The 26,516-nt window shown below is 73.7% G+C and carries 23 protein-coding genes; 6 read left to right on the plus strand and 17 right to left on the minus strand.

Annotation, left to right across the window (positions count from 1 at the left end):
* The first annotated feature begins 30 nt into the window (after nt 1-30).
* Nucleotides 31-1,716, plus strand: a complete 1,686-nt coding sequence (locus ACGFZL_RS05215; RefSeq protein ID WP_393689374.1) for a GAF domain-containing sensor histidine kinase — start codon at nt 31-33, stop codon at nt 1,714-1,716.
* Nucleotides 1,717-1,750: 34 nt separating this feature from the next.
* Here ACGFZL_RS05215 and ACGFZL_RS05220 read toward each other — a convergent pair whose 3' ends face one another.
* From ACGFZL_RS05220 to ACGFZL_RS05240, 5 genes are all read right to left on the minus strand, one after another.
* Nucleotides 1,751-2,641: an HAD hydrolase family protein gene (locus ACGFZL_RS05220; RefSeq protein WP_393689607.1), complete on the minus strand. Its 891-nt coding sequence runs from the start codon at nt 2,639-2,641 to the stop codon at nt 1,751-1,753.
* Between the two features lie 67 nt (nt 2,642-2,708).
* Entirely contained in the window at nt 2,709-3,611 is a 903-nt protein-coding gene (locus ACGFZL_RS05225) for an LLM class flavin-dependent oxidoreductase (RefSeq protein WP_393689376.1), read from the minus strand.
* 85 nt (nt 3,612-3,696) lie between these two features.
* Nucleotides 3,697-4,143 (minus strand): hypothetical protein, encoded by a 447-nt coding sequence (locus ACGFZL_RS05230; RefSeq protein WP_393689378.1) that lies wholly within the window; start codon nt 4,141-4,143, stop codon nt 3,697-3,699.
* A 47-nt stretch (nt 4,144-4,190) separates the two neighbouring features.
* Nucleotides 4,191-5,945, minus strand: a complete 1,755-nt coding sequence (locus ACGFZL_RS05235; RefSeq protein WP_393689380.1) for an SDR family oxidoreductase — start codon at nt 5,943-5,945, stop codon at nt 4,191-4,193.
* Nucleotides 5,946-5,977: 32 nt separating this feature from the next.
* Nucleotides 5,978-6,820, minus strand: a complete 843-nt coding sequence (locus ACGFZL_RS05240; protein ID WP_393689382.1) for a M24 family metallopeptidase — start codon at nt 6,818-6,820, stop codon at nt 5,978-5,980.
* A gap of 261 nt (nt 6,821-7,081) precedes the next feature.
* On the opposite strand from ACGFZL_RS05240, the gene ACGFZL_RS05245 reads away from it, so the two are divergent.
* Genes ACGFZL_RS05245 through ACGFZL_RS05260 form a run of 4 tightly spaced genes read left to right on the plus strand, consistent with a single transcriptional unit; the run spans nt 7,082 to nt 10,590 of the window.
* Nucleotides 7,082-8,044: an ABC transporter ATP-binding protein gene (locus tag ACGFZL_RS05245; protein WP_355168691.1), complete on the plus strand. Its 963-nt coding sequence runs from the start codon at nt 7,082-7,084 to the stop codon at nt 8,042-8,044.
* Nucleotides 8,034-8,951: an ABC transporter permease gene (locus ACGFZL_RS05250; protein ID WP_355168320.1), complete on the plus strand. Its 918-nt coding sequence runs from the start codon at nt 8,034-8,036 to the stop codon at nt 8,949-8,951. Before ACGFZL_RS05245 ends, ACGFZL_RS05250 begins: the two co-directional genes overlap by 11 nt.
* Nucleotides 8,948-9,859, plus strand: a complete 912-nt coding sequence (locus ACGFZL_RS05255) for an ABC transporter ATP-binding protein (protein ID WP_393689384.1) — start codon at nt 8,948-8,950, stop codon at nt 9,857-9,859. Before ACGFZL_RS05250 ends, ACGFZL_RS05255 begins: the two co-directional genes overlap by 4 nt.
* A gap of 11 nt (nt 9,860-9,870) precedes the next feature.
* Nucleotides 9,871-10,590, plus strand: coding sequence for an ABC transporter permease subunit (locus tag ACGFZL_RS05260; RefSeq protein WP_393689386.1), 720 nt, complete (start codon nt 9,871-9,873; stop codon nt 10,588-10,590).
* A 186-nt stretch (nt 10,591-10,776) separates the two neighbouring features.
* Here ACGFZL_RS05260 and ACGFZL_RS05265 read toward each other — a convergent pair whose 3' ends face one another.
* The 9 genes from ACGFZL_RS05265 to ACGFZL_RS05305 form a co-directional block, all read right to left on the minus strand.
* Nucleotides 10,777-11,634: an HAD family hydrolase gene (locus ACGFZL_RS05265; protein WP_393689388.1), complete on the minus strand. Its 858-nt coding sequence runs from the start codon at nt 11,632-11,634 to the stop codon at nt 10,777-10,779.
* Nucleotides 11,631-12,908, minus strand: a complete 1,278-nt coding sequence (gene serS / locus ACGFZL_RS05270) for a serine--tRNA ligase (RefSeq protein WP_393689392.1) — start codon at nt 12,906-12,908, stop codon at nt 11,631-11,633. The genes ACGFZL_RS05265 and serS overlap by 4 nt, the downstream gene beginning before the upstream one ends.
* Before the next feature lie 437 nt (nt 12,909-13,345).
* A complete protein-coding gene (gene pheA, locus ACGFZL_RS05275) occupies nt 13,346-14,302 on the minus strand; it encodes a prephenate dehydratase (RefSeq protein WP_393689394.1) in 957 nt (318 codons plus the stop codon).
* A gap of 89 nt (nt 14,303-14,391) precedes the next feature.
* Nucleotides 14,392-15,651, minus strand: coding sequence for an iron uptake transporter deferrochelatase/peroxidase subunit (gene efeB / locus ACGFZL_RS05280; RefSeq protein WP_393689396.1), 1,260 nt, complete (start codon nt 15,649-15,651; stop codon nt 14,392-14,394).
* Between the two features lie 8 nt (nt 15,652-15,659).
* Nucleotides 15,660-17,675 carry a copper resistance CopC/CopD family protein gene (locus tag ACGFZL_RS05285; RefSeq protein ID WP_393689398.1) on the minus strand — a complete coding sequence of 672 codons (2,016 nt, stop codon included), beginning with the start codon at nt 17,673-17,675 and terminating at the stop codon, nt 15,660-15,662.
* A 13-nt stretch (nt 17,676-17,688) separates the two neighbouring features.
* A complete protein-coding gene (locus ACGFZL_RS05290; RefSeq protein ID WP_393689609.1) occupies nt 17,689-18,189 on the minus strand; it encodes a copper chaperone PCu(A)C in 501 nt (166 codons plus the stop codon).
* The gene (locus ACGFZL_RS05295; RefSeq protein ID WP_393689400.1) at nt 18,189-18,881 is read right to left on the minus strand and encodes an SCO family protein; all 693 of its coding nucleotides are present in this window, start codon (nt 18,879-18,881) and stop codon (nt 18,189-18,191) included. Before ACGFZL_RS05295 ends, ACGFZL_RS05290 begins: the two co-directional genes overlap by 1 nt.
* A gap of 81 nt (nt 18,882-18,962) precedes the next feature.
* A complete protein-coding gene (locus ACGFZL_RS05300) occupies nt 18,963-19,736 on the minus strand; it encodes a YcnI family protein (protein ID WP_393689402.1) in 774 nt (257 codons plus the stop codon).
* A gap of 126 nt (nt 19,737-19,862) precedes the next feature.
* Entirely contained in the window at nt 19,863-20,714 is an 852-nt protein-coding gene (locus ACGFZL_RS05305) for a hypothetical protein (RefSeq protein ID WP_393689404.1), read from the minus strand.
* A 320-nt stretch (nt 20,715-21,034) separates the two neighbouring features.
* Here ACGFZL_RS05305 and ACGFZL_RS05310 point away from each other — a divergent pair, with 320 nt between their 5' ends.
* On the plus strand, nt 21,035-21,505 hold the full coding sequence (locus tag ACGFZL_RS05310) for an ATP-binding protein (protein ID WP_355168342.1): 471 nt from the start codon (nt 21,035-21,037) through the stop codon (nt 21,503-21,505).
* Here the strand turns inward: ACGFZL_RS05310 and ACGFZL_RS05315 are convergent.
* The 3 genes from ACGFZL_RS05315 to ACGFZL_RS05325 all read right to left on the minus strand — a co-directional run bounded on the left by ACGFZL_RS05315 (nt 21,502) and on the right by ACGFZL_RS05325 (nt 25,959).
* Nucleotides 21,502-22,887, minus strand: coding sequence for a PLP-dependent aminotransferase family protein (locus ACGFZL_RS05315; protein ID WP_393689407.1), 1,386 nt, complete (start codon nt 22,885-22,887; stop codon nt 21,502-21,504). The two genes, ACGFZL_RS05310 and ACGFZL_RS05315, sit on opposite strands and share 4 nt — an antisense overlap.
* 55 nt (nt 22,888-22,942) lie before the next feature.
* The gene (locus ACGFZL_RS05320) at nt 22,943-24,406 is read right to left on the minus strand and encodes an aminopeptidase P family protein (protein ID WP_393689409.1); all 1,464 of its coding nucleotides are present in this window, start codon (nt 24,404-24,406) and stop codon (nt 22,943-22,945) included.
* A gap of 104 nt (nt 24,407-24,510) precedes the next feature.
* The gene (locus tag ACGFZL_RS05325; RefSeq protein ID WP_393689411.1) at nt 24,511-25,959 is read right to left on the minus strand and encodes a PP2C family protein-serine/threonine phosphatase; all 1,449 of its coding nucleotides are present in this window, start codon (nt 25,957-25,959) and stop codon (nt 24,511-24,513) included.
* Between the last annotated feature and the right edge of the window lie 557 nt (nt 25,960-26,516).

Here is a 26,516-nt window from a genome sequence, read left to right on the forward strand (position 1 = left end):
AGGACGAAAGGGTCTCATTAAGCTCGGTCCATGCCTGCTGCGCCGCCTCCCGGAGAGCCGCCGCGTCAGGACGCCTCGGCCGAGCTCCTCGCGCGGGTACCGAAGCTGCTGGACGCGATGCGGTCCGTCGGCAGCGGCCTGGAGCTGCACGCCACGCTGCGCCGGATCTGCGAGACCGCGGCCGATCTGGCCAACGCCCGGTACGTCGCGCTCGGCGTCCTCGCCGAGGACGGCGAGGGCCTGGCCGACTTCGTCCATCACGGCGTCGACGCGGCCACCGTCCGCCGGATCGGTCACCTGCCCGACGGTCGCAAGGGCGTCCTGGGCGCCCTCATCCGCGACCCGGCGCCGGTCCGGCTCGCGGACCTCACCCAGGACCCGCGCTCCTGCGGCTTCCCCGAGCACCATCCGCCGATGCACGGCTTCCTCGGCGTCCCGCTCCGCGTGCAGGGCGAGATCTACGGCAACCTCTACCTGACCGACAAACGCGACGGCGAGCCGTTCACCGACCATGACCTTGCCATGGTGCGGGTCCTCGCCACCGAGGCCGGCATCGCCATCGGCAACGCGCGGCTGTACGAGGCCGCGCAGCAGCGCGAGCGCTGGATCGACGGGTCGGTCGCCGTCACCACCGCCCTGCTGGCCGGGGACGACATGGACGACGCCCTCCAGGTGGTCGCCGAACAGGCCCGCCGGCTCTCCGGCGCGACCGCGGGGATCGTGCTGCTCCCCGCGGACGGCGGGCTGGAGATCGCGGCGGTCGCCGCACCGCGCCCGTCGGAGGCGCTGGGCAGGGTCATCCCGCCGGACGACGCCATCGTCGCCGAACTGCTCGCCGGCCGGGCGGTGCACGTCGACGACGCGGCCACCGATCCGCGCTTGAAGGCCGGTCCGGTGCGGGCCTACGGGCCCATCATGCTGCTGCCGCTGCGCAGCGACGGGCGGGTGCTCGGTGGCCTGGTCATGCCACGGGCGCGCGGAGAGCGTCCGTTCACCCGGGCCGAGCGGGCACTCGGCGACCGGTTCGCCGCCCAGGCGGCGCTGGCGCTGATGATGGCCGACGCGCAGCGGGACCGGGAGCGGCTCGCGGTGTTCGAGGACCGCGACCGCATCGCCCGTGACCTGCACGACCTGGTCATCCAGCGGCTGTTCGCGACCGGCATGATGCTGGAGAGCGCCCGGCGCCGGTCGGCGGTGCCGGAGGTGCGCGACGGGGTGGGCGGCGCCGTCGACGAACTCGACGTCACCATCCAGGAGATCCGTTCGGCGATCTTCGCTCTCGGGCAGCCCGCCGAGGCCCCGGCCGGGTTGCGCACCCGGCTGTTGCGCGAGATCACCATGGCCGCCGTGCCGCTGGGCTTCACCCCCGCCCACCGCTTCGTCGGCCCGATCGACGCCGCCGTCGGGGACGCGGTGGGCAAGAACCTCATCGCCGCCCTGCGCGAGACGCTGTCCAACGCGTTCCGGCACGCCCGGGCCACCCGGATCGAGGTGGTGGTCGACGCGACCGTGATGCTGGCGGACGGCAGGCCGGGCGTCCGGCTGACCGTCGCGGACGACGGCGTCGGCATCCCCGCCGGCGGGCGCCGCAGCGGCCTGCACAACCTCGAACGCCGTGCGGAGACCCTCGGCGGGGCCAGCCGGCTCGGACCCGGTCTCGGACCGGAGGGCGGCGGCACGTCGGTGGTGTGGGAAGCGCCGTGCGGAACGACCTGAACCGCGCGGGCCATCCGGCCGGGCGGCCGGCCGGCTACGGAGCCGGCTCCCGCAACAGCCGCTCGATCACCACGGCCACGCCGTCGTCGTTGTTCGCGACCGTCCGCCCCGACGCGGCGGCGATCGCGTCGGGGTGGGCGTTGCCCATCGCGTAGGACCGGCCCGCCCAGGTCAGCATCTCGACGTCGTTGGGCATGTCGCCGAAGGCGACGACCTGGTCGTGCGAGATGCCGCGCTCGGCGCAGCACAGGGCGAGGGTGCTCGCCTTGGACACGTCCGGGCCGCTGATCTCCAGCAGGGCGCTCGGGCTGGAGCGGGTGACGGAGGCGCGGTCGCCGATGGCGAGGCGGGCCAGGGTGAGGAAGCCGTCCGGATCTAGGTCCGGGTGGAAGGCGAGGATCTTGAGGACCGGCTCGTCGGCGGCACGGCCGCCCGATGCCAGGACCTCCTCGGCCAGGAGGAGGCCGTCGGGGACCTCCAGGTGCAGCTTGGGGTAATCCGGCTCTTGGTGGAAGCCGTACGTCTGCTCGATCGCGAACACCGTGCCGGGCGCCGCGTCACGCAGCAGCCGCACGGTGTCCAGGGCGTTGTCCCGCGCCAGCTCCCGCACCTTCACGAACCGATGCGCGCCCGGGCCGCCGTGCAGGTCCACCACGGCGGCGCCGTTGCCGCAGATGGCGAGGCCGTGACCGTGCACGTGCGCGCTGACCACGTCCATCCAGCGGGCGGGGCGGCCGGTGACGAAGAAGACCTCGATGCCGGCCTGCTCGGCGGCGGCGAGTGCCGCGACGGTGCGCGGCGAGACCGTCTGGTCGTCCCGCAGCAGGGTGCCGTCGAGGTCGGTGGCGATGAGCCGCGGGCGGGTGGCGGCGGCCGGGGGCTCGGGCTGGCGGGTCGCTGAGGTCACCCGGTCATTGTCACGCAGACACCCGCACGACCGTGCGAGGCTGCGCACACCTGTGGCGTACGGCTCTCGTCCGGGCTCCGGAGGGTCAGCGCAGCTGCTCCGGTGCCTCCACGGCGATCCGCTCGAAGACCCGCTCGTCGGCGGCGAAGTCCGAGTCGGGGATCGGCCAGTGGACGACGATCTCGGTGAAGCCGAGGTCACGGTGGCGGCCGGCGAAGTCCACGAAGGCGTCCACGGACTCCAGGGGGCCGGTGCGGTCCGGAGTGAAGCCGGTGAGCAGGACCTTGTCCAGCTCGTCCACCTGGCGGCCGAGGGCGGCGCAGGCGTCGGCCAGCCGGTCGAGCTGCCCGCGCAGGGCGCGGACCGACTGCTCTGGGGTGCCGTTCTCGAACAGCTTCGGGTCGCCGGTGGTCACCCACGCCTGTCCGTGCCGGGCGGCGAGCCGGAGCCCGCGCGGACCGGTGGCGGCCACCGCGAAGGGCAACCGCGGTCGCTGCGCACAACCGGGGATGTTGCGCGCCTCGTGCGCCGAGTAGAAGTCGCCTCCGTACGACACCGCGTCCTCGGTCAGCAGCCGGTCGAGCAGCGGGACGAACTCGGCGAACCGGTCGGCCCGCTCACGCGGGGTCCAGGGCTCCTGGCCGAGCGCGGTGGCGTCGAAGCCGGTGCCGCCGGCGCCGATGCCGAGCGTGACCCGGCCGCCGGAGATGTCGTCGAGGGAGATCAGCTCCTTGGCGAGCGTCACCGGGTGCCGGAAGTTCGGCGAGGTCACCAGGGTGCCCAGGCGCAGTCGCTCGGTGGCGGTCGCGGCGGCGGTCAGCGTCGGCAGGGCGCCGAACCAGGGCCCGTCGCGGAAGCTCCGCCAGGACAGGTGGTCGTAGGTGTAGGCGGTGTGGAAGCCGAGCTGCTCGGCACGCGTCCAGGCCGTACGGCCGCCTTCGTGCCAGCGGCGGTGAGGGAGGATCACGGTGCTCAGACGCAGACTCATGGCGTCGAGCCTATGCGGGCGGAGCTGTTTCACGTGAAACGTCCCCGACCGGCACCCCGGTCGCGCTCAGGGATCCCGCGGGGCCTCACCGCACCCGGCCGCTCAGCCAGGGGCTCAGCAGGAACATGGGCACCGGCTCCTTGTGGGCCCGGTCCCCCGGCAGCGGCACGACCAGCCGGTATCCGGGCGGGAAGCGGCGCGCTGTGACGTATGCCAGGCCGCCGAAGACCGAGCGCAGGAAGGCGGGCACCTCGTCGCGCGGGATGTCGTGGCACTCCACGCCCTCCACGGTGATCAGGGCGTCGTCCTCGGGGAAGAGGCGGACGCTCACCCGGGGCACCCCGCCGAACTCGGCGTACGCCTCGTGCGGAAGGGTGCCGTCGGCGTCCGTGGTCACGCCCACCCCGGCGGCCGTGCGCCGGGACGTCTGATCGGCGCCGATGTCGTGCGTGACCTCGATCTCCCGTGCGTGCTCCGCGGCGATGGCGCGGAGCACGGTGACGGCGGCCTCGGTGGTGGGCAGCTGGTCCATGTCCCGATGATCCGTGGTCGGCGGGACGCCGGAGCGGGCGGGGGCGGCTACAGGCGCGGCTCGACCCGGGCCAGCCTCCGCAGGGCCCCGGGGAGGAAGCGGGAGAGGAGATGGGCGCCGCGCGCCTCCGGCGTCACGGGCAGTACGGCCTTGTCGCGGACGACGGCCTCCAGGATCGCGTCGGCGACCTTCTCCGGCGGGTAGTTGCGCAGCCCGTACAGCCGGGACGAGCGCTGCTGGCGCCGCCTCTCCTCGGCGGCGTCGACCCCGGCGAAGCGTGCCGTCGCGGTGATGTTGGTGTTCACGAGCCCGGGGCAGACGGCCGTGACGCCGATGCCCTGACCGGCCAGTTCGGCGCGCAGGCACTCGCTCAGCATCAGCACCGCCGCCTTGGAGGTGCTGTAGGCGGGCAGCGCCCGGGACGGCTGGAAGGCCGCCGCCGACGCGGTGTTGACGATGTGGCCCCCCTGCCCGCGCTCGGCCATCTGCCGGCCGAAGAGCCGGCAGCCGTGGATCACGCCCCACAGATTGACGTCGAGGACCTTCTTCCAGTCCTCCGGGGTGGTGTCGAAGAAGGAGCCGGACAGTCCGATCCCGGCGTTGTTCACCAGGACGTCCACCACGCCGTACTCCGCGGCGACCTTGTCCGCGAGCTTCTCCATGGCCTGCTCGTCGGAGACGTCGGCGGGCTCCGCCCAGGCCGCCGGGGCGCCGATCAGGCGGGCCAGCTCCGCCGTGCGGGCGGCGGATTCCGCGTCCCGGTCGACGGCCACCACCCGCGCGCCGGCCTCGGCGAAGGCGAACGCCGTCGCCCGCCCGATGCCGCTGCCCGCCCCGGTGACCAGCACCAGCTGCCCGCCGAAGCGGTCGGCGTGCTTACCGGGTGCCGTCGCCTCGGGCCGACCGTCCGCCACCGAGGTGACGAAGTCGTTGATCCAGCCCGCCAGCCGGTCGGGCCGGGTGCGCGGCACCCAGTGCTTGGCGGGCAGCGTGCGGCGCGTCAGCCGCGGCGCCCACTTCTCCAGGTCGTCGTAGAGCCGCTCGGAGAGGAAGGCGTCGTCGAGCGGGGTGATCAGCTGCACGGGGGCGTGCGCGTACGCGTCGGCGCGGGGTCGGCGCAGCCGGGGCCGGACGTTGTCCCGGTACAGCCACGCCCCGTGCGCCGCGTCCATCGGGAGGGAGGGGGTCGGATAGTCCCCGGCGGGCACCCGCTCCACGCGTTGCAGGATGCCCGGCCAGCGCTTGCCGAGCGGGCCGCGCCAGGCCAGCTCGGGCAGGACCGGGGTGTGCAGCAGGTACACGTACCAGGACTTGGCGCCCTGGCCGAGGAGCTGTCCGACCCGGCGCGGGGTGGGGCGCTTCAGGCGCCGGTTGATCCAGTGCCCGAAGTGGTCGAGGGAGGGGCCGGACATCGAGGTGAAGGAGGCGATCCGGCCCTCGGCGCGCTGGACGGTGACGAATTCCCAGCCCTGCACGGATCCCCAGTCATGTCCCACCAGGTGCACGGGGCGGTCCGGACTGACCGCGTCCGCCACCGCCAGGAAGTCGTCCGTCAGCTTCTCCAGCGTGAAGCCGCCACGCAGCGGGCTGGGAGCGCTGGAGCGGCCATGGCCCCGGACGTCGTAGAGCACGACGTGGAAGCGGCCGGCGAGCCGGTGGGCCACTTCCGACCAGACCTCCTTGCTGTCCGGGTAGCCGTGCACGAGCACCACGGTCGGCTGCCGCGGATCACCCAGTTCGGCCACGCACAGCTCCACCCCGCCGGTGCGCACCCAGCGCTCCCGGGCGCCCTCCAGCGTCATCGCGGACGCACCTCCCGACCGTGCCGATTCCGTCATGTCCCCTCCGCCCAACGCCGCACGTGCGGCAGATCGTCGTCCAGCCAGAAGGCGCTCTCCTCGGGATCCGCGGAGTCGGTGACCACCAGGATCTCCTCGAACTTCGCGCCCGTGCCCCGGAAGCCGAGGTGGGGCTCGACCGCCCAGAGGCCCGGTCGGGGCGGGTGGTCGGAGAAGCGGTACGGCGACCACAGCGGGGACCAGCCCTCCCGGTGCCCGTGCAGCGCGTCGCTCGCCAGCCCCTTCAACGACTGTGTGCCGAAGCCGAACAGACGCGGGGTCAGCCGCCGCTCCCGGACCCGGTCCACCTTGTGCGCGATCACCCCGAACGGGTAGGCGCGGTGCCGGTTGGCATAGCCCTGGCGAACCATGAGCCGGTCCACGTCCTGGTAGATCGCGCGCAGCGGCCGGCGCTCGCGCACCTCCCGCAGGATCAGCTCCCGGTGTGCCTCGAGGTCGGCCATCAGCCGCCGCTGCACCGGGTTGGCGCCGAGCGAGCCGGAGTAGCCGATGTCGGCGGTGAACCCGCCGTACACCGGGGCCAGGTCGAGGATGAACGGCATGCCCGGCTCCAGCCGCCGTCCGGTCGGGAAGAACTGGAGCGGGACGCGGAAGCCCGTGAAGCCGGCGAGGTCGCCGAACCAGGCGAACGGCAGGTGGAACCAGTCCTTGACGCCCCGTGCACGCAGCCACTCGCGCTGCATGCGGGCCGCCTCGCGTTCGGTCACCCCCGGCTCAAGACGGGCCGCCACGGCCTCGGCGCACTCGTAGGCGAGGCGCTGCACCCGCCGGAAGCCCGCCAGTTCGGTGCCGGACCCCGCTGCCACTGCCGTCGTCATGCCACCCCGTTCCACCCGGCCCGGCCCGACCACGCCGCCGACCAAGCTACTCGCTCGTAACCTGACGCCGCCGAATCTTCCAGCTGTTAGACCCGGCGTCAATAGAGCGGTCGGGACCGGCCGCACCACGCCCGCACGCGGGCTCCCGTAGCTCTCAGGTCAGGGATCCCCCGGGGCCGTCATACCGGAGAGGGAGGCGAAAGACGGCTCTGCGGTCTGACGACCGCCGTGAGGCCCGTCACTACAGTCGTGGTTGTGACTGTGATCGCGACCGAAAGCCTGAGCAAGCGGTTCCCCCGGGTGACCGCGCTCGACCGCCTCTCCGTGGACATCGGGCCCGGTGTGACCGGACTCGTCGGTGCCAACGGCGCCGGCAAATCCACCCTGATCAAGATCCTGCTGGGTCTGTCCCCCGCCACCGAGGGCCGCGCCGAGGTGCTCGGACTGGACGTCGCCACCAAGGGCGCCGCCATCCGGGAGCGGGTCGGGTACATGCCGGAGCACGACTGCCTGCCGCCCGACGTCTCGGCCACCGAGTTCGTCGTGCACATGGCCCGGATGTCCGGCCTGCCGCCCACCGCCGCCCGCGAGCGCACCGCCGACACCCTGCGCCACGTCGGCCTGTACGAGGAGCGGTACCGCCCCATCGGCGGCTACTCGACCGGCATGAAGCAGCGCGTCAAGCTCGCCCAGGCCCTCGTCCACGACCCGCAGTTGGTCCTCCTCGACGAGCCGACCAATGGGCTCGACCCCGTCGGCCGCGACGAGATGCTCGGCCTCATCCGCCGCGTGCACACCGACTTCGGCATCTCGGTCCTGGTCACCTCCCACCTGCTGGGCGAGCTGGAGCGCACCTGCGACCACGTGGTCGTCGTCGACGGCGGCAAGCTGCTGCGCTCCAGCTCCACCACCGACTTCACCCAGACCACCACGACCCTCGCGATCGAGGTCACCGACACCGACGACCACCCCGACGGCACCCGCGCGGTGCGCGAGGCGCTCCAGGCGCGCGGGGTGAGCGTCGAGGACGGCAGCGGCCTGCCCGGCGCCGGTCACATCCTGCTGCTCACCTCGGCAGGGGAGGAGACCTACGACCTGGTGCGGGACGTCATAGCCGACCTCGGCCTCGGCCTGGTCCGCATGGAGCAGCGCCGGCACCACATCTCGGAGGTCTTCCAGGACAGCGACGCAGCACGGAAGGAGGCGGTCGGCCATGGCAGCTGAGCAGCCGCTGCACGTCCCGGCCCCGGTGCCGGGGGACCAGACCCGCATCCACAACATCGGCTACCGCAGCTACGACGGCCCCCGCCTCGGCCGCGCCTATGCCCGCCGCTCGCTGTTCTCGCAGTCCCTGCGCGGCGCCTACGGCCTCGGCCGCTCGGCCAAGTCCAAGGTGCTGCCGATGCTGCTGTTCGTGGTGATGTGCCTGCCCGCCGCCATCATGGTCGCCGTCGCCGTGGTCACCAAGGCGAACGACCTGCCGGTGCACTACACCCGCTACGCGATCATCCTCCAGGCCGTCATCAGCCTCTTCGTCGCCGCCCAGGCTCCGCAGTCCGTCTCGCGCGACCTGCGCTTCAAGACCGTGCCGCTGTACTTCTCGCGGCCCATCGAGACCGCCGACTACGTCCGCGCGAAGTACGCCGCGCTGGCCTCGGCCCTGTTCCTCCTCACCGCCGCCCCGCTCCTGGTGCTCTACGTGGGGGCGCTGCTCGCCAAGCTCGACTTCGCGGACCAGACCAAGGGCTTCGGCCAGGGACTCGTCTCGGTGGCGCTGCTCTCGCTGCTCTTCGCCGGGCTCAGCCTGGTCGTCGCCTCCGTCACCCCGCGTCGCGGCTTCGGCATCGCGGCCGTCATCGCGGTGCTGACCATCACCTACGGCGCGGTCTCCACGCTCCAGGCGATAGCCGAGGTCAACAGCAGTTCCGGGGCCGTCACCTGGATCGGGCTGTTCTCGCCGATCACCCTGATCGACGGGGTGCAGTCGGCCTTCCTGGGCGCGACCTCCGCCTCCCCCGGCGGCGTCGGACCGGACAACGCGCAGGGCGCGGTGTTCCTCCTCGTCACCCTGGGCCTCATCGCCGGCGCCTACGGCCTGCTGATGCGCCGCTACAAGAAGGTGGGACTGTGACCACGCTGAGCATCGACCACGTCTCCCGCTGGTTCGGCAACGTGGTCGCCGTCAACGACATCACCATGACGATCGGTCCGGGCGTCACCGGCCTCCTCGGCCCCAACGGCGCCGGGAAGTCCACCCTCATCAACATGATGGGCGGCTTCCTCGCCCCCTCCACCGGCACCGTCACCCTCGACGGAGAGCAGGTCTGGCGCAACGAGTCCGTCTACCGGCAGATCGGCGTCGTCCCCGAGCGGGAGGCGATGTACGACTTCCTCACCGGCCGCGAGTTCGTCCTGGCCAACGCCGAGCTGCACGGCCTCGGGGGCAAGGCGGCCAAGGAGGCGCTCGCCACGGTGGAGATGGAGTACGCCCAGGACCGCAAGATCGCCACCTACTCCAAGGGCATGCGCCAGCGGGTGAAGATGGCCTCCGCCCTGGTCCACCAGCCGTCCCTGCTCCTCCTCGACGAGCCGTTCAACGGCATGGACCCGCGCCAGCGCATGCAGCTGATGGACCTGCTGCGCCGCATGGGCGACGAGGGCCGCACGGTGCTGTTCTCCTCGCACATCCTGGAGGAGGTCGAACAGCTCGCCTGGCACATCGAGGTCGTGGTCGCCGGGCGCCACGCGGCCAGCGGTGACTTCCGCCGGATCCGCCGGCTGATGACCGACCGCCCGCACCGCTACCTCGTGCGCTCCAGCGACGACCGCGCCCTGGCCGCCGCGCTGATCGCCGACCCGTCGACCTCCGGCATCGAGGTCGACATGGCCGAGGGAGCGCTGCGCATCCAGGCGGTGGACTTCGGCCGGTTCACCGTCCTGCTGCCCAGGGTCGCCCGCGACCACGGCATCCGGCTGCTCACGGTCTCGCCGTCCGACGAGTCCCTCGAGTCCGTCTTCTCGTATCTCGTCGCGGCGTAGGAGGCCGAAGAATGTACGACCCCACAGTCGCCCGGCTCACCTACCGGGCCCTGCTCGGCCGCCGCCGGGCGCTCATCCTCGGGGCGCTGCCCCTGCTGCTGATCGTCATCGCGGTGGCGGTGCGCGCCCTCGGCGGCGTCGACGACCAGACGGCCTCGGACGTGCTGGGCGGCTTCGCGCTGGCCACCATGGTGCCGATCATCGGCGTCATCGCGGGCACCGGCGCCATCGGCCCCGAGATCGACGACGGCTCGGTGGTGTATCTGCTCTCCAAGCCGATCAAGCGGCCGACGATCATCTTCACCAAGCTGATCGTCGCCATCGCCGTGACGATGGTGTTCTCGGCCGTGCCGACGATGCTCGCCGGGCTGATACTCAACGGCAACGGCCAGCAGATCGCCGTCGCCTACACGATCGCCGCGCTGGTCGCGTCCATCGCCTACGCCGCGCTGTTCCTGCTGCTCGGCACGGTGTCCCGGCACGCGGTGGTCTTCGGGCTGGTCTACGCCCTCGTCTGGGAGGCGCTGTTCGGGTCGCTGGTGCCCGGCGCGCGCACCCTGAGCGTCCAGCAGTGGTCGCTCGCGGTGGCCCAGAAGGTCGCGCACGGCGACCTGGTGACCTCCGACGTCGGCCTGCCGACCGCCACGGTGCTGCTGGCGGCGGTCACCGTCGTGGCGACCTGGTACGCCGGCCGCAAGCTGCGGACACTGACGCTGGCCGGGGAGGAGTGACGCGGGACCGTCGGGCGGCGTACGTCCCCTTTTAATCGGTGGCGTCCGGCTTCCCACCCCGGCAGGGTGAGGGGTGCACGAGGCCGGACGGCGCCGATCGACGGGGCGGCCGCTTCGAGCACGCGGGGATCCCCCGCGTGGGCCGCTCCCCGGGGATCTCGGCGCCGTCCGGGCCGTGTCCGGCTCTCAGACCCGGGTCGCCGCCGAGGCGGCCAGCCGCTCCAGGACCACCGCGATTCCGTCCTCGTCGTGGGAGGACGTCACCTCGTCCGCGACCGCCTTCAGCTCCTCGTGGGCGTTGGCCATCGCCACGCCCCGGGCGGCCCAGCCGAACATGGGGATGTCGTTGGGCATGTCGCCGAAAGCGATGGTGTCCGCGGCCTTCACGCCGAGGCGCCGGGCCGCCAGCGAGAGACCGGTGGCCTTGGACAGGCCGAGGGGAAGCAGTTCGACGATGCCCGCTCCGGCCATGGTGACGGTGACGAAGCCGCCGGCAGCTAGCCGGGCCGCCTCGGCCAGTTCGTCGTCGGACAGGGTCGGGTGCTGGAGGTAGATCTTGTTCAGCGGCGCGGTCCACAGGTCGGCGGCGTCGGTGAAGGGGACCGCCGGGAGGCTGCCCCCGACCTCGTAGCCCGGGCCCACCAGGATGTCGCCGTCCAGGCCGTCCCGGCTGGCCGCCAGGTACAGCGGCCCGGTCTCGGCCTCGATCTTGGCGAGGGCCACGCCGGCCAGCTGGCGGTCCAGGGTGACCGAGGTCAGCAACCGGTGCTCGCCGGCGTGGTAGACCTGCCCGCCCTGGCCGCAGACGGCCAGCCCGTCGTAGCCGAGGTCGTCCAGGATGTGCCGGGTCCAGGGCACGGCGCGGCCGGTGACGACGAGGTGGGCCGCGCCCGCCGCGATGGCCGCGGCGAGCGCCTCACGGGTGCGCTGGGAGACCGTTCCGTCGCTGCGCAGCAGCGTGCCGTCGAGGTCGGTGGCGACGAGCCGGTAGGGGAAGCCCGTGCCGCCCCCGGCCGCGCCGGTGCCGGTGTCCGTGTCGCTCACTTGGTCACCGGCTCCAGGACCTCCCGGCCGCCCAGGTACGGGCGCAGCACCTCGGGGACGCGCACCGAGCCGTCGGCCTGCTGGTGGTTCTCCAGGATCGCCACGATGGTGCGCGGGACGGCGCACAGCGTGCCGTTGAGCGTGGCCAGCGGGCGGACCTTCTTGTCCTCGCGGACCCGGATGGACAGCCGGCGGGACTGGAACTCGGTGCAGTCCGAGGTCGAGGTCAGCTCGCGGTACTTGCCCTGGGTGGGGATCCACGCCTCGCAGTCGTACTTGCGCGAGGCCGAGGCGCCGAGGTCGGCCGAGGCCACGTCGATGACGCGGAACGGCAGCTCGAGCGAGGTCAGCCACTGCTTCTCCCAGTCGAGGAGGCGCTGGTGCTCGGCCTGTGAGTCCTCGGGGAGGACGTAGGAGAACATCTCGACCTTGTCGAACTGGTGCACGCGGAAGATGCCGCGGGTGTCCTTGCCGTGCGAACCGGCCTCGCGGCGGAAGCAGGGGGAGAAGCCGGCGTAGCGCAGCGGGAGGCGGTCGGCGTCGAGGATCTCGTCCATGTGGTACGCGGCGAGGGCCACCTCGGAGGTGCCGACCAGGTAGAGGTCGTCCTTGTCGAGGTGGTAGACGTCCTGGGAGGCCTGGCCGAGGAAGCCGGTGCCGGCCATCGACCGCGGGCGCACCAGCGCCGGGGTGAGCATCGGCGTGAATCCGGCCGCCGTGGCCTGGGCGATCGCCGCGTTGACCAGGGCCAGCTCCAGCAGGGCGCCGACGCCGGTGAGGAAGTAGAAGCGCGAGCCGGAGACCTTTGCGCCCCGCTCGACGTCGATGGCGCCGAGCAGCTGGCCCAGCTCCAGGTGGTCGCGGGGGGTGAAGCCCTCGGCGGCGAAGTCGCGGTGCGTGCCGTGCGTCTCCAGCGTGACGAAGTCCTCCTCGCCGCCGACGGGCACGTCGGGGTGGACGAGGTTGCCGAGCTGCTGGAGCAGCTCCTGGGTCTCGGCGTCGGCGGCGTCGCGCTCGGCGTCGGCCGTCTTGACGTCGGCGGCGAGCTGGCCCGCCCGCTTCAGCAGCTCGGCCTTCTCGTCCCCGGCGGCCTTGCCGATGAGCTTGCCGAGGCCCTTCTGCTCATTGCGCAGCTCGTCGAAGCGGACGCCGGACGACCTGCGCCGTTCGTCGGCGGACAGGAGGGAGTCGACGAGCGCGACGTCCTCTCCACGGGCGCGCTGCGACGCACGCACACGGTCGGGGTCCTCACGGAGCAGGCGAAGGTCAATCACGCGGTCCAGGCTACCGGTGCGGGGTGAGCGTGTTCGACTCCGTATCGCCGTCCGTATCGCCGGAGCCGGCGGCGGGTCGGCCGGATTCCCGTGCGTGTCACCGGACTTGGGGCTCCGAGAGGCAGCGGATGTCCACAGGCCGGGGTGGGTCCCCGGAAGTTATCCACAGGCTGTGTGCAAGGTCTGTGGATGTTGGGATGGGCGCCTCATGGCAGGCGGTTCAAACCTTTTGTAGCCGCACTTTCGAGTGGAAACGGGGCACTCGGTGTCACTCCGGAGAATGGTGGGCGGGCGACAGGTGGACGAGGGGTGACCTGTGGGCCTGTGGACGGAGATGGTGCCTGTGGGGGTATTTGTCGACTGTGTCGGGGTTGGTTGTCGACTTGTCCCCAGGTCGAGAAGCGGACCTGTGGATAACTTCTGTGGACAACGCTCGCTCAGAACCGGCCGTCCTGGCAGCGCCCCACCCAGTCCGCCGCCGCCACGAAGTCCGCGTCCGAGGTACCCGGCCGCACCGGCGCCGAGGCGCTCCCGGAGCTTCCGTCGAGGTCGGCCGGGTCCGCGCCCGCGCGCGGGTAGGAGCCGAGGTAGCGCACCTGGAGGCAGGACCGCTTGAGGCCCATGAGGGCGTCGGCCACCCGGCGGTCGGTGATGTGGCCCTCGGCGTCGATGCAGAAGCAGTAGTTGCCGATGCCGGCACCGGTGGGCCGGGACTGGAGCAGCATCAGGTTGACGCCCCGGGTGGCGAACTCGCCCAGCAGGTCGCGCAGGCCACCGGGGTGGTCGTCGCGCTGCCAGAGCACCACGGACGTCTTGTCCGCACCGGTCGGCGCGGCGGGCCGGGCCGGGCGGCCCACCAGGACGAACCGCGTCTGCGCGTTCTCCGCGTCGTGGATGTCGGACTCCAGGACCTCCAGGCCGTACCGGGCGGCGGCGAACTCACCGGCGAAGGCCGCGTCGAACCGGCCCTCCTGGACCAGGCGGGCGCCGTCGGCGTTGGAGGCGGCCGACTCCCACAGAGCGTGCGGGAGGTGGGCCTTGAGCCAGTTGCGCACCTGGGGCTGGGCGGCCGGGTGCGCGGTGACCGTCTTGATGTCCGACAGCCCGGTGCCGGGGCGGACGAGGAGCGCGAAGGTGATGGACAGCAGCACCTCGCGGTAGATCATCAGCGGCTGGCCGGCGACCAGCTCGTCCAGGGTCGTGGTGATGCCGCCCTCGACGGAGTTCTCGATCGGCACGAACGCGGCCTCGGCCTCGCCGGTGCGCACCGCGTCGAGCGCGGACTGGACGGAGACGTACGGTACGAGTTCCCGGGTCGCCGTCTCCGGGAGCGTGCGCAGGGCGACTTCGGTGAAGGTGCCTTCGGGGCCGAGATACGCGTAACTGGCGGGCATGAACTCACCCTAATGCGCCGCTGCCGGGCGCGACGCGTGCTTCCACGGACCGTCCCACCCCGGTGCGCCGGGCCGGCGGCCACCGTCCCTCACCCCTCCAGCAGCCGCTGCCCCACGTACTCCCCCTCCGCAGCCCCGCCCGGCACCGCGAACAGGCCGCTCGCCTCGTGGCGGATGAACGGCGCAAGCGCGTCCCCCCGGTCCAGCTTGCGCTGCACCGGCACGAAGCCGCGCAGCGGATCGGCCTGCCAGCAGACGAAGAGCAGGCCCGCGTCCGGCGCCCCGTCGGCGTCGAAGCCGTCGTGGAACGAGAAGGGTCGGCGCAGCATGGCGGCGCCGCCGTTCTGGTCGGGCCGGGTGATGCGGGCGTGGGCGTTGATCGGGACGGCCAGGTCCCCCGCGGCGTCGGTCTTCTCCAGGTCCATCTCGGTCGTCTCGCCGCCCCCGGACAGCGGTGCCCCGTCGGACTTGCGGCGCCCGATCACCCCCTCCTGGGCCTTGGCGGACAGCCGCTCCCACTCGTCGAGGAGCATGCGGATGCGCCGTACGACGACATAGGAGCCGTTCGCCATCCAGTCGGGCTCGCCCCGTTCCGGGACGAAGATCCGGCGGTCGAAGTCGGGCTCGGCCGGCTTGGGGTTGCGGGTGCCGTCGATCTGGCCCATCAGGTTGCGGGTGGTCATGGGCCGGTCGGTGGCGCCCGGCGTGCGGTTGAAGCCGTTCATCTGCCAGCGGAGGCGCGCCGCCGACCCGGCGTCCCGCTGGATCGCGCGCAGGGCGTGGAAGGCGACCAGGGCGTCGTCGGCCCCGATCTGCACCCACAGGTCGCCGTTGCTGCGGGCCTTGTCGAGATGGTCGGAGGAGAAGTCGGGCAGCGGATCGAGGGCCGCCGGGCGTCGCGCCGCCAGACCGGTCCGGCCGAAGAAGCCGTGCCCGAACCCGAAGGTCACCGTCAGGGAGGAGGGCCCGGCGTCCAGGGCCACGGCCGTGTCGCCGGTCGCGGCAGGCTCGCCCGCCATCAGCCGCCGCGCCGTCTCCGACCAGCGGCGCAGCAGCGCGGCGGCCTCCTTGCGGCCGGTGCCCGCCGCCAGGTCGAAGGCGACGAGATGGCCGCGCGCCTGCATGGGCGTGGTGATGCCGGGCTGATGTTTCACGTGAAACGCCGCCCGCGCCCTGCCCAGCGAGGTGAGCGGTGTCGCCTCGGCCGGTGCCGCGGCGTATCCGGTGGCGCCGCCCGCCGCGCCGAGCACGAGCCCGGTGGCCCCGGCGGTGCCGAGCAGCCGGCGGCGGGAGATGCCCTCGCGCGCTCCCTGGGTGCCGGACGTGGAGGGGGTGGACTGGTCAGCCATGGTGCGGTTCAGCCGATCTGCGCGTTCTTAGAGACGGTCACCTGGTCGATGTCGGAGGTCCGCACGGTCACGGCGACCTCCCAGTCGCCGGCCATCGGGATCTGCACTCCGCTCGCCGACCAGTGTCCGGTGGTGATGTGCTCCGGGGCCACCGGCAGCGGCCCGATGTCCTTGCTCTTGAGGGTCAGGGCGAGCTTCACCTCGGGGATGTCGACGGCGGTGCCGTCCGGACGTTCGACGTAGAGGTGCACGTCGTTGCCGCCGACCCGGGCCGGGTCGATGTCGACGCGGACGACGCCCTTGCCGTTGGGGCTCGCGGTGTCGAACGGGATGTCCAGGGTCACCGCGCCGGAGGGCGCAGTGGAGCTGGCGGCCGACGAGGAGGCCGCGCCGGCCGCCTGGGCCTCCTGCTCGGTACGCCCCGGCTCGGTCTGGGTCAGCACGGTGGTGACGGCGAGCAGCACGACCGCGACGCCCGCCTCGGCCAGCACGGAGCGGCGCAGCCCGTGCCGCTCGGGGTCGGCGTCCCGCTGCTGCTTGCGCCGGGCGGTGTCGACCGCGGCCCGCTGCCGGGCCAGCTGCGCGGCGCGCTCCGGGTCGCCGGCGTGCGCGGCGCGCTCCGGGTCGGCGGCCTCCGCGGCGGTTCCGGCGACCCGGGACTTCCCCGCGCCCTTGGCCTTCGCCGCCGCGCCCTCGCTCCGAGGCGTCGCCGCGGCGACCGCGGACCCGGCCCCCTGCCTCTGCTGCCGCTTCCCCGCAGCGGCCGGCACCGCAGCAGCCGGCACCGCCGCCGCCGACACCGCCAGCCGCGCCGTCCACCGGCGGGAGAAGTACGCGAGCCCGACCAGCGCCGCGACCAGCGCGATCTTGGCCAGCAGCAGCTGCCCGTAGCGGGTGTCGGTGAACGCGGACCAGGAGCCCAGCTGCCGCCAGGACTGGTAGACGCCGGTGACGACGAGGGCCACCACACTGCCGAAGGCGACCCGGGAGAACCGCCGGACGGCCGAGACCGGCAGCGGCAGCTCGGCCGGCGCCCGGTACAGGGCGGTGAGCAGCGCGGTGAGCCCGCCCAGCCAGGCGGCCACGGAGAGCAGGTGCAGGACGTCGACGGGCATGGCGAGCCCCGCCTGGAGGCCGACGGAGGCGTGCTCGGCCATCGCCCAGGTCGCGGCGAGGCCCGCGCCGACGACGGTTCCGCCGACGGCGAGCCCGAAGGTGAGGTCCCGCTTCTCCTCGTCCTCGCGCTTGTCGTACGCGCCGAAGAGCACGGCGACGAAGAGGGCGGCGGCGGCGAGCAGCAGCAGCCGGGAGACGAGCGCCGCCCCGCTCTTGGTCTGGAGGACCTCCCCGAGCAGGTCCAGGTCGAAGACGTCGGCGAGCTTCCCCGAGGTGGTGTAGGAGCCGCGCAGCAGGAGCAGCAGCAGCGTGGCACCGGTCAGCGCCAGCCAGCCGCCGACGACGAGCCGCTGGAGCACCCGGGCCCCGGCCCCGCGCGGCCAGCAGGCGAGCACGAAGGCGGCGCCGCCGGTCAGCACGACGAAGCCGGCGTACGACACGTACCGCCCGAAGCCGTAGAGCCAGCCCACGGGTCCGCCGCCCGCCTCCTGGCCGCCGACGGAGACGGAGGTCTCGGACGGGGCGCCGACGGAGAAGGTGTACGCGCCGGCCACGGGGTGGCTGTCGGCGGAGACGACCTGGTAGGCCACGGTGTAGGTGCCGTCGGGCAGCCCGGCGTGCAGTTTCACGGCGTACGTCGTGCCGCCGGTGCCGGCCGGCTTGCCGTCGTCCACCCGCTTGCCCTTGGGGTCGAGGACGCGCAGCGAGTCGTCGTCCAGGGAGACGTTCTCGGAGAAGGTGAGCGACACCTGGGCCGGGGCCCGGTCGACCACCGCCCCCTGCCGGGGGTCGCTGCCGGTCAGCGCGGCGTGCGCGGAGGCCGGTCCGGCGGTGGCGAGCAGGAGGCCGGCCGCCGCGAGGAGCAGCAGGAGCAGCGTCCGGAGGCGTGGGGCGATGGTCAGCGTCAAGGTGGTCCCTCCCTCAGTGTCCCGAGGACGCGGAGTGCGCCGCGTGCTCGGGGGTGCCGCCGGTGGGCTGGTAGGTGGCCGCCTTCACCGGTATCGCGACGGTGACGGGGGCGGAGTGGGCGAAGTGCAGCCGGACGGAGACCGTCTGGCCCTCCCGCGGTCGCTGCGTGAGCTTCTCGAACATCAGGTGGTTGCCGCCGCTCCTGAACACCAGCCGCCCGTGGGCGGGGACGGGGAGGCGGTCGGCCTCCGTCATCGTGCCGCCCTTGGTCTGGTGCACGGTGACCTCGCCGGCCTCGCTGGTGACGGAGGTCAGGTCGTCGGCCGCGCCGCCCTTGTTGGTGATGGTGAGGAAGCCGGCCGCCATGGAGGCGGAGACGGGCTGCGGCATGTAGGCGCCGCCGACGGACAACTCGGCCTCGTCGCCGCCCGAGTCGCCGGACCCGGAGCAGCCGGCCAGCAGCAGGCAGCCGCCCAGCGCGGCCGCCCCCGCTGCGGTCCCGGCTCGCCGGATCACGGGTTCTCCCCCTTGACCAGCTTCGGCAGATCCTTGGTGTAGTCGTCCACGGTCGCGTCGTCGTCGTAGAGGACGTACCCCGCGTCGGTCTTGGGGGAGAAGGCGATCACCTGGGTGCCGTGGGTGGAGACGATCTTGCCGTTCTTGTCCTTGGTCGGCGGCTCGATGGAGATGCCGAGGCCGCGGGCGCCGGCCTGGACGGTGGCGAAGTCGCCGGTGAGGCCGACGATCTGCGGGTCGATGCCCTTCAGCCAGGTCTTGAGGGCGGCGGGGGTGTCGCGCTCCGGGTCGGTGCTGACGAACACGACGCGCAGCTTGTCCTGCTCGGCCCGGGGGAGCTGCTTCTTGGCCACGGCCAGGTTGTTCATGGTGAGGGGGCACACGTCGGGGCAGTGGGTGTAGCCGAAGTAGACCAGGGTGGGCCGGCCCGCGGTCTCGGCGCGCAGGTCGTACTTCTTGCCGTCGGTGTCGGTGAGGACCAGGTCCGGCTTCTTGAAGGGCTGGTCGAGGATAGTGGCCGCCTGTCGGCCGGTGTCGTCGGAGACCACGGCGGCCGGCTCGCCGCCGTCGGAGCCGTCGCCGCAGGCGGACAGGGTGAGGGCGCCGGCGGCGAGCAGCACGGCCGCGGCCAGGGTCTTCTTGCGGGAGGCCCCGCGGGGGCGGGAGTTCGTTCGGAAGCTGATGTGCATGGAGGAATGTCCCAGATCTGAGGTGCCCCGGTACGCACCGGGCCCCGAGGGGCGGGACCCGGTGCGCACCGGACGAGAGGGTTACGCGGACGCGCCGGTACCGCGCCGGCGGCCGGCCAGCACGCCGAAGGCGACGCCCGCGACGCCGACGACGATGCCGACCACGCCGAGGACGCGGGCGGTGGTGTCGCTGTCGTCGCCGGAGTCGGCCGCCGCGGCCGTGTCGTGACCGTCCGCCTTGTCGCCGGAGTCACCGGAGTCACCGGCGTCGGCGCCGCCGGTCGCCGTCGCGCCCGACGCGCCGTGGGCGTCGTCCTCGGCCGCGCTCAGCTGGAGCACGGGCGCCGGGTTCTCGGGCTCGTCCTGGCCCTCCTGCGGGACCTCGATCCAGCGCACGACCTCCTTGTTGGAGTACGTCTGGATCGCCTTGAACACCAGCTCGTCGCTGTCCTCGGGCAGGGCGCCGAGGGAGAGCGGGAACTTCTGGAAGTAGCCGGGCTGGACCCCGCCGCCCTTCTGGGCGGTCCAGGTGACCTTGCTGACGGCCTCGGTGAGCTTCTCGCCGTGCGACTCGAGCGGCTTGGCGAGCTTCGACTTGGTGACCTTGACGTCCCAGCCCGGCACCGGCTGCGGCATCACGGACGCCAGCGGGTGGTCGGCGGGGAGGTTGACCTCCAGCTTGGTGGTGGAGGCGTTGTCGCGCTCGTTGGGCACCTTGAAGTTGACGGTCGCGTAGCCGCCCTTGGCGGCCTGGCCCTCCGGCTGCACGGTGACGTGCGCGAACGCGGGGGCGGACAGGGCGAGGACGGCGATGCCGGACAGGGCGCCGGCGGTGGCGATACGGGAAGCCTTCATGGACGGAGCACTCCGCTTCGAGTGGGTCCCGGCCCGACGGGGCCGGTGACGAGTGGCAGAAGGGGGTGCGCGCGGGCGCGCGCTCGCCGCACGACGGCGGCCCCTCATGGCACCGGTCGCGTCGTGTCAGGCGAAGTGGACGAGCGGAGTGCGGGGCGGGCCGCGCCTGATCACCGTGTGCTGGAGCGCGGTCGTCCACGGACGCGGCGGCGCCGTGCGGTCGGCGCACGGCGGACGCGGGCCGGTGCGGGGTGCCCCCGCGAGCCCGGCCTGCAGGGCGCGCACCAGCGCGAGCGCGCCGCGCAGGGCGCGTACCAGTGCCGCCTCGGCCACCGACTGGGCCGAGTGCGTCGACACGTCGACCAGCCGGGCGAGGGCGAGATCGCCGCGCCGCAGCAGCCAGCCGGCGGCGACGGCGGCCAGGACATGGCCCAGCAGCATCGGCAGGGACGGCAGCAGGGCCATGGGGGAGCCGGCCGCGCCGGACATGGCGTCGCCGGCCGGGCGGTGGAGGCCGGTGTGGCCGCCGCCGGCCCCGAGCCGGGCGTCGGTGAGGATGCGCTGGGCCTGCGCCGGGCTGATCGCCGCCGCGGCGCTCCCGCACACGAGATGGGCCGCCTGCTGCACCAGCGACGCGTCGGCCGCACCCGCGCCGGCCGTACCGACGCCGACCCCACCGGACGCGGCCGTGGCGGCGGCAGCGTGCTGGCCGACGCCGAAGAGGGTGTGCAGCGCCACCTGGCCGGCAGCCAGCAGCACCGCGATCCCGGGCAGCGACCGCTCCCGCCCGGCCAGCGGCACGGCCACCGCGAGCACCCCCGCGAAGCCCGCCCCCAGCGACCACGCCGGCACCCCGGCGCAGGAGGCGAGGACGTGCCCGCCCGCGGCCAGCACGACGCAGACCGCGGCGAACACCGCGGCCCGCAGCACCCGGAGGTCGTTCCCGGAGCGCGCCGATGACGGATGGGGGACAGACATGGCGGCCTCATCATCGCACCGGCACCCCGGGCCCCGTGCGGCAGGTCCGCAAGATGAGCTACGACCGGAAGGTGCGGGAAGCGCCCGGAAGAACCGGAAGATCCTCATCCGCGCTCGGAAGCCCTCTCCGGCCGCCCTCAGACATCCCCGCCGAACGCCCCGCGCATCCCCGAGCGCGCCCCCCGCACCCCCGCTCATACACCGTCGGCGCGCGGGCGCGCATCCGCCGTACGGGCGGTCGGATGCCGACTCTGCGCTTACGCCCGGCCACGAGGGGCAATACGTAACGGTATGTCGAGCCGCGGCCGGGAGGCTGGAGCATGAGCATCTGGTGGTCACTCCATCTGCGGCGCGAGGCTGCGAGCGTCCCCCTGGCCCGACGCCTGCTGATCGGCACCATGGAGACCGCGGGCGTCGATCCCGACATCTCCTTCGACCTGTCCGTGGCCCTCAGCGAGGCGTGCGCCAACGCGGTGGAGCACGGCGGCCCCGACGGCGGCGCGGGCGCCGGCTCGGAGGCGTACCGCGTGACGGCCTACCTGGACGGCGAGCGCTGCCGCATCGAGGTGGCGGACTCGGGGCCCGGCTTCCCGGCCGGCGCCCCGGGCGCTCCGGGCGGCGGCGCGGCCCGCCAGGCCCCGGCCGACGCGGAGCACGGCCGCGGCCTGTGCCTGATCCAGGAACTCACCGACCACGTCCACATCGGCAGCGCGCCCGGCCGGACCGGGTCCGTGGTGAGCTTCGACAAGGTCCTCAAGTGGCGCGGCGGCGCGCCCCTGGTCGCCGTCTAGGACGGCAGGTCCAGTACCCGCCCCAACGCCTGGAGCGCCTCGGGATACGCCGCCTCGCGCGGCGTCCCGTACCCCACCACGAGCCCCTGGGACCGCCCCGCACCCGCACCCGCACCGTCCGGGCGATGCCAGTGCTCCCCCAGCCGCCCCACCGCGAGCCCCTCCGCCGCCGCCCGCGCCAGCACCGCGTCCTCGTCGGCCACCTCCACCAGCGCGTGCAGCCCGGCCGCGACCCCGCGCACGGTCCTGCGCCGGCCGAGGAGGTCCACGAGCCGGTCCCGGCGCCGCCGGTAGCGCATCCGGGAGCCGCGTACGTGCCGGTCGTAGGCGTGCGTGCCGATGAGGTCGGCCAGCGCGAGCTGGCCCAGCGCCTCGGTGTGGTGGTCGCTGTGCAGCTTGACGTCGGCCACCGCGTCGACCAGGTGCGGCGGCAGCACCATCCAGCCGAGCCGCAGCCCGGGCGCGAGGGTCTTGGAGACCGTGCCCAGATAGACGACGTGGCCCGGCGCCATGCCCTGGAGGGCGCCGACCGGCTGCCGGTCGTAGCGGAACTCCCCGTCGTAGTCGTCCTCGACGATCAGGCCGTCACACGCGCGTGCCCACGCGCTGAACGCCCGCCGCCGCTCGGGTCGCAGGGTCACGCCGCTCGGGTACTGGTGCGCCGGCGTGAGGACCACGGTGTCGGCCGGGCCCAGGAGTTCGGCGCGGGCGCCGCGCTCGTCGACCGGCACCGGCAGCACGCTGCCGCCCGCCCGCCGGACCACCTCGCGGTGGAAGGGCAGCCCCGGGTCCTCCATGGCCACCCGGGGCCGGTCCAGGACGCGGGTGAGGAGGGCGAGGCCCTGGACGGAGCCGGAGGTGACCACGATCCGCTCCGGCGGCGCGACCACCCCGCGGGCGCGCCCGAGGTAGCCGGAGAGCGCGGTGCGCAGTTCGACACGGCCGCGCGGGTCGCCGTAGTCGTAGGCGGACGCCGGCGCCGAGGCGACCGCGCGGCGCAACGCCCGGAGCCAGGCCGCGGCCGGGAAGGCGCCGACGTCCGGGCTGCCGGGGCGCAGGTCGAAACGGGGCGCACGCGCGGGTGCCGCCGGTTCGGACGGGCCGGCCGGCGCGGCGGGCAGCCGGGCGACACGGGTGCCCGAGCCCTGGCGGGCGGTCAGGTACCCCTCGGCGACCAGCTGGTCGTAGGCGGCCTTCGCGGTGCCCCGGGCGATGCCCAGCTGCTCCGCCAGCCGCCGGGAGGCGGGCAGGGTGGTCCCGGGGGCCAGCCGGCCCGCGCGCACGGCGTCGCGCAGCGCCCGCTCCAGGCCGTGGCGGCGACCCCCGGCGGCGTCGGGCTCCAGATGCAGATCGACCCCGACACCGGCCCAGAAGTCGTCCACGGAACGCCCCCCGACTCCCGAACTCCCCGACCCCCGAACTCCCCCCGGCGCTCGATCAGCCCGTGAGCCCCGCCATCCACGCCTCGACCTCGTCGGACCGCCGGGGCAGCGCGGCGCTGAGGTTCCGGTTGCCGTCCGCGGTGACCAGGATGTCGTCCTCGATACGCACGCCGATGCCCCGGTACTCCTCCGGCACGGTCAGGTCGTCGGCCTGGAAGTACAGGCCGGGCTCGACGGTGAGCACCATGCCGGGCTCCAGCGTGCCGTCCACGTACGTCTCCACGCGCGCGGCGGCGCAGTCGTGGACGTCCATGCCGAGCATGTGACCGGTGCCGTGCAGCGTCCAGCGGCGCTGCAGCCCCAGCTCCAGGACCCGCTCGACCGGGCCCTCGACCAGGCCCCAGGCGACCAGCTTCTCGGCCAGCACCCGCTGGGCGGCGTCGTGGAAGTCGCGGTGCTTCGCGCCCGGCCGGACCGCCGCGATGCCGGCCTCCTGGGCCTCGTACACCGCGTCGTAGACCCGCTTCTGCACCTCGGTGTAGGTGCCGTTGACCGGCAGCGTGCGGGTGACGTCCGCCGTGTAGTACGTGTGCGTCTCCACGCCGGCGTCGAGCAGCAGCAGGTCGCCGGAGCGGACCGGGCCGTCGTTGCGGACCCAGTGCAGGGTGCAGGCGTGCGGTCCGGCGGCGGCGATGGTGCCGTAGCCGACGTCGTTGCCCTCCACGCGCGCGCGCAGGAAGAAGGTGCCCTCGATGTAGCGCTCGCTGGTGGCCTCGGCCTTGTCGAGGACCTTCACCACGTCCTCGAAGCCCCGCACCGTGGAGTCGACGGCCTTCTGCAGCTCGCCGATCTCGAAGTCGTCCTTGACCAGGCGGGCCTCGGAGAGGAAGACGCGCAGCTCCTCGTCGCGCTCGGCGGTGACCTTGTCGGTCAGCGCCGCCTCGATCCCGGCGTCGTGGCCGCGCACGACGCGCACCGGCCCGGTGGCCTCGCCGAGCGCGCCGGCCAGTTCGCGGACGTCGGAGGCGGGGACGCCGTACAGCTGCTCCGCCTCGGTGAGGGAGTGGCGGCGGCCGACCCACAGCTCGCCCTGGCCGTCCAGCCAGAACTCGCCGGTCTCGCGGTCGGAGCGCGGCAGCAGGTAGAGCGTCTCGGTGTGGCCCTCGCCGGCCGGCTCCAGGACCAGGACGCCGTCCTCGGTCTGGTTGCCGGTGAGGTAGGCGTACTCCACGGAGGCGCGGAAGGCGTACTCGGTGTCGTTGGACCGGGTCTTGAGGTTGCCGGCCGGCACCACCAGGCGCTCGCCCGGGAAGCGCGCCGACAGCGCGGCCCGGCGGGCGGCGGTCTCGGCGGCCTGGGCGACCGGCGCCAGGTCGTGCAGCTCGGTGTCGGCCCAGCCGGACTTCATGTTCTCGGCCAGCTCGTCGGACACACCCGGGTACAGGCTGTTCTTCCGCTGCTTGATCGGCGCTTCCTCAGCGGTCTCCGGGGTCTCCGGGAGCTCCTCCGCCACGGTCATCCTCCTCTATACGGCACGCGGCCCGTACGGCACTGGGCCACCCCCATCGTACGGTCGTACGAAACGGGGCCCAGGGCCGAAGGTCTCTCACTTGGGGTGGCGGGTCACTCGAAGCGGACCGCCAGCAGCACCACGTCCTCCTCGGCCGCCGTGTCGCCGCCGCCCGCCTCCGGCAGCACGGCGCGCAGCACGTGCTCCGCGACCGCGCCCGGGTCCTGCCGGGCGGCCCGTGGTACGCCCGCCGCGGCGGCGTGCAGCCGGGCGAAGGCGCGGTCGGTGGGGTCGCCGGTGCGGTGCAGCAGCCCGTCGGTGTAGAGCAGGACCGTCTCTCCCGGCTCGGCCTGCACCTCCACGCTGGGCGCCTCCCAGCAGGCGAGCATGCCGAGCGGCGCCGAGACGGAGGTCTCCACGAACTCGGTGCGCCGCTCACCGATCAGCAGCGGGGGGCTGTGCCCGGCGCCGGCCAGGGTGATCCGGCGCAGCGCCGGCTCGCAGTAGCCGAACAGCGCGGTGGCCGAACGGGCCGGCTCGGTCAGCCGCAGCAGCAGCTCCAGGTCGGACAGGACGGCGACCGGGTCCTCGCCCTCCATCACGGCGTACGCCCGCAGCGAGGCGCGCAGCCGCCCCATCGCCGCGACCGCGCCGGGCCCCGAGCCGGTGACGGAGCCGACGGCGAGGCCGAGGGCGGCGTCGGGCAGCGGCAGCGCGTCGTACCAGTCGCCGCCGCCGCGCGGCCCGGTGCGGTGCCGGGCGGCGAGCTGGACGCCGGGGACGCGGGGCAGCCGGGAGGGCAGCAGCTCCTCGGCGAGCGTCGCCATGCACGCGCGCGTGCGCTCCACCTCGACCAGCCGGGCCAGGTGGGCGGTGGCGTACCGGGCGTACAGGCCGGCCAGGTGCCGCTGCCGGCCGGTGGGTTCGGCGGGCTCGTCGTAGAGCCAGACGGCCGCGCCGAGCCGCCCGGCGCCCTCGGCGGCGAGCGGGAGGGTGTAGCTGGCGGCGTAGCCGAGGCGGGCGGCGACCTCGCGGTGGCGGGGGTCGAGCCCCGGCTCGGCGAAGAGGTCGGGCACGGCGATCCCGGCCTCGCCCTCGGCGGCGGGCGGCGCGGCGGGGGCGCCGAGGGCGGGGGCGTCCAGGGTCGGCGCGCCGAGGAAGCGGCCGCAGGGCAGGGCGGCGCGCGGGACGGTCTCGATGAGGCCCAGGTCGGCGCGGGTGAGACCGAGCCCGGTGCTGGTGTCCGGGCCGAGTCCGTCGGCGGGTTCGAGGACGACGAGGCCGCGCCGGGCGCCCACCAGGGCGGCTCCGGCGTGCAGCAGTTCCTGGAGGCCGTCGGCGAGGGAGTCGGTGCGGACCAGGCGTTCGGTCAGCTCGTGCAGCGTGGTGAGGTCCGAGACCCAGCCGGCCAGCCGGTCCTGGAGCAGGACGCCCGGGGCGTCCGGGGCGGGCGGCGCGGTGGCCGGGGCGGCGGGCTCGGGCGCGGCGGGCGCGACAGTCTGGGCGGGGGCCGGCACGGTGGAGTCGATTCCGGCCACTTTCGCGGGATGCGGGGCGTTCATGGTGTCCGGCTTTCCGACCGGTGCTTTCTGCGCAAATGCATCGCGAACCCCCATGTCATTCGGCGCCGCCAGCAGTGTCTCCACATGTACACGCACTCGTCGGGAGATGTCCAGCATTGTCCTGCTGGGATTCCTGGTGTCCGTGGGACTCACGTGGCCTCATTCTCGGCTCCTTGCGAAACCCTTGCGTAAAAGCGAAGTTGGCTTGAAACTGCCGCAGAGGACGTCTTGTTGCGGTCTTCTGGGGGTGCTCAACGGAGCGTCACAGCGGTCGTGATGGGTACGTACTCGGTGAAGGCCGGGGTGGTCGGGTGCCACCCGGAACCCGGCGACCGACCCGGGCGTCCTATCCACCGACGACCGTGCCCCATCCTCCCGTGGCGGAGGCGGAGAGAAATACGCGAGACGGCGAAACGCCATACTTCGCCACCCCCGCGCCATGCCACGGACGCAGTCGACAGCACGACCCCGAGGGGATTCGGGGCGTTTTGGGGTTCCCCGCCCCCGGCGGGGGGTGTGAGGCGCCAGCAGCTTCTCCGCACAGCGAAGAGATCGAC

The sequence above is a fragment of the Streptomyces sp. NPDC048182 genome (assembly GCF_043202555.1).
In the GTDB taxonomy this organism is placed as follows: Bacteria; Actinomycetota; Actinomycetes; order Streptomycetales; family Streptomycetaceae; genus Streptomyces.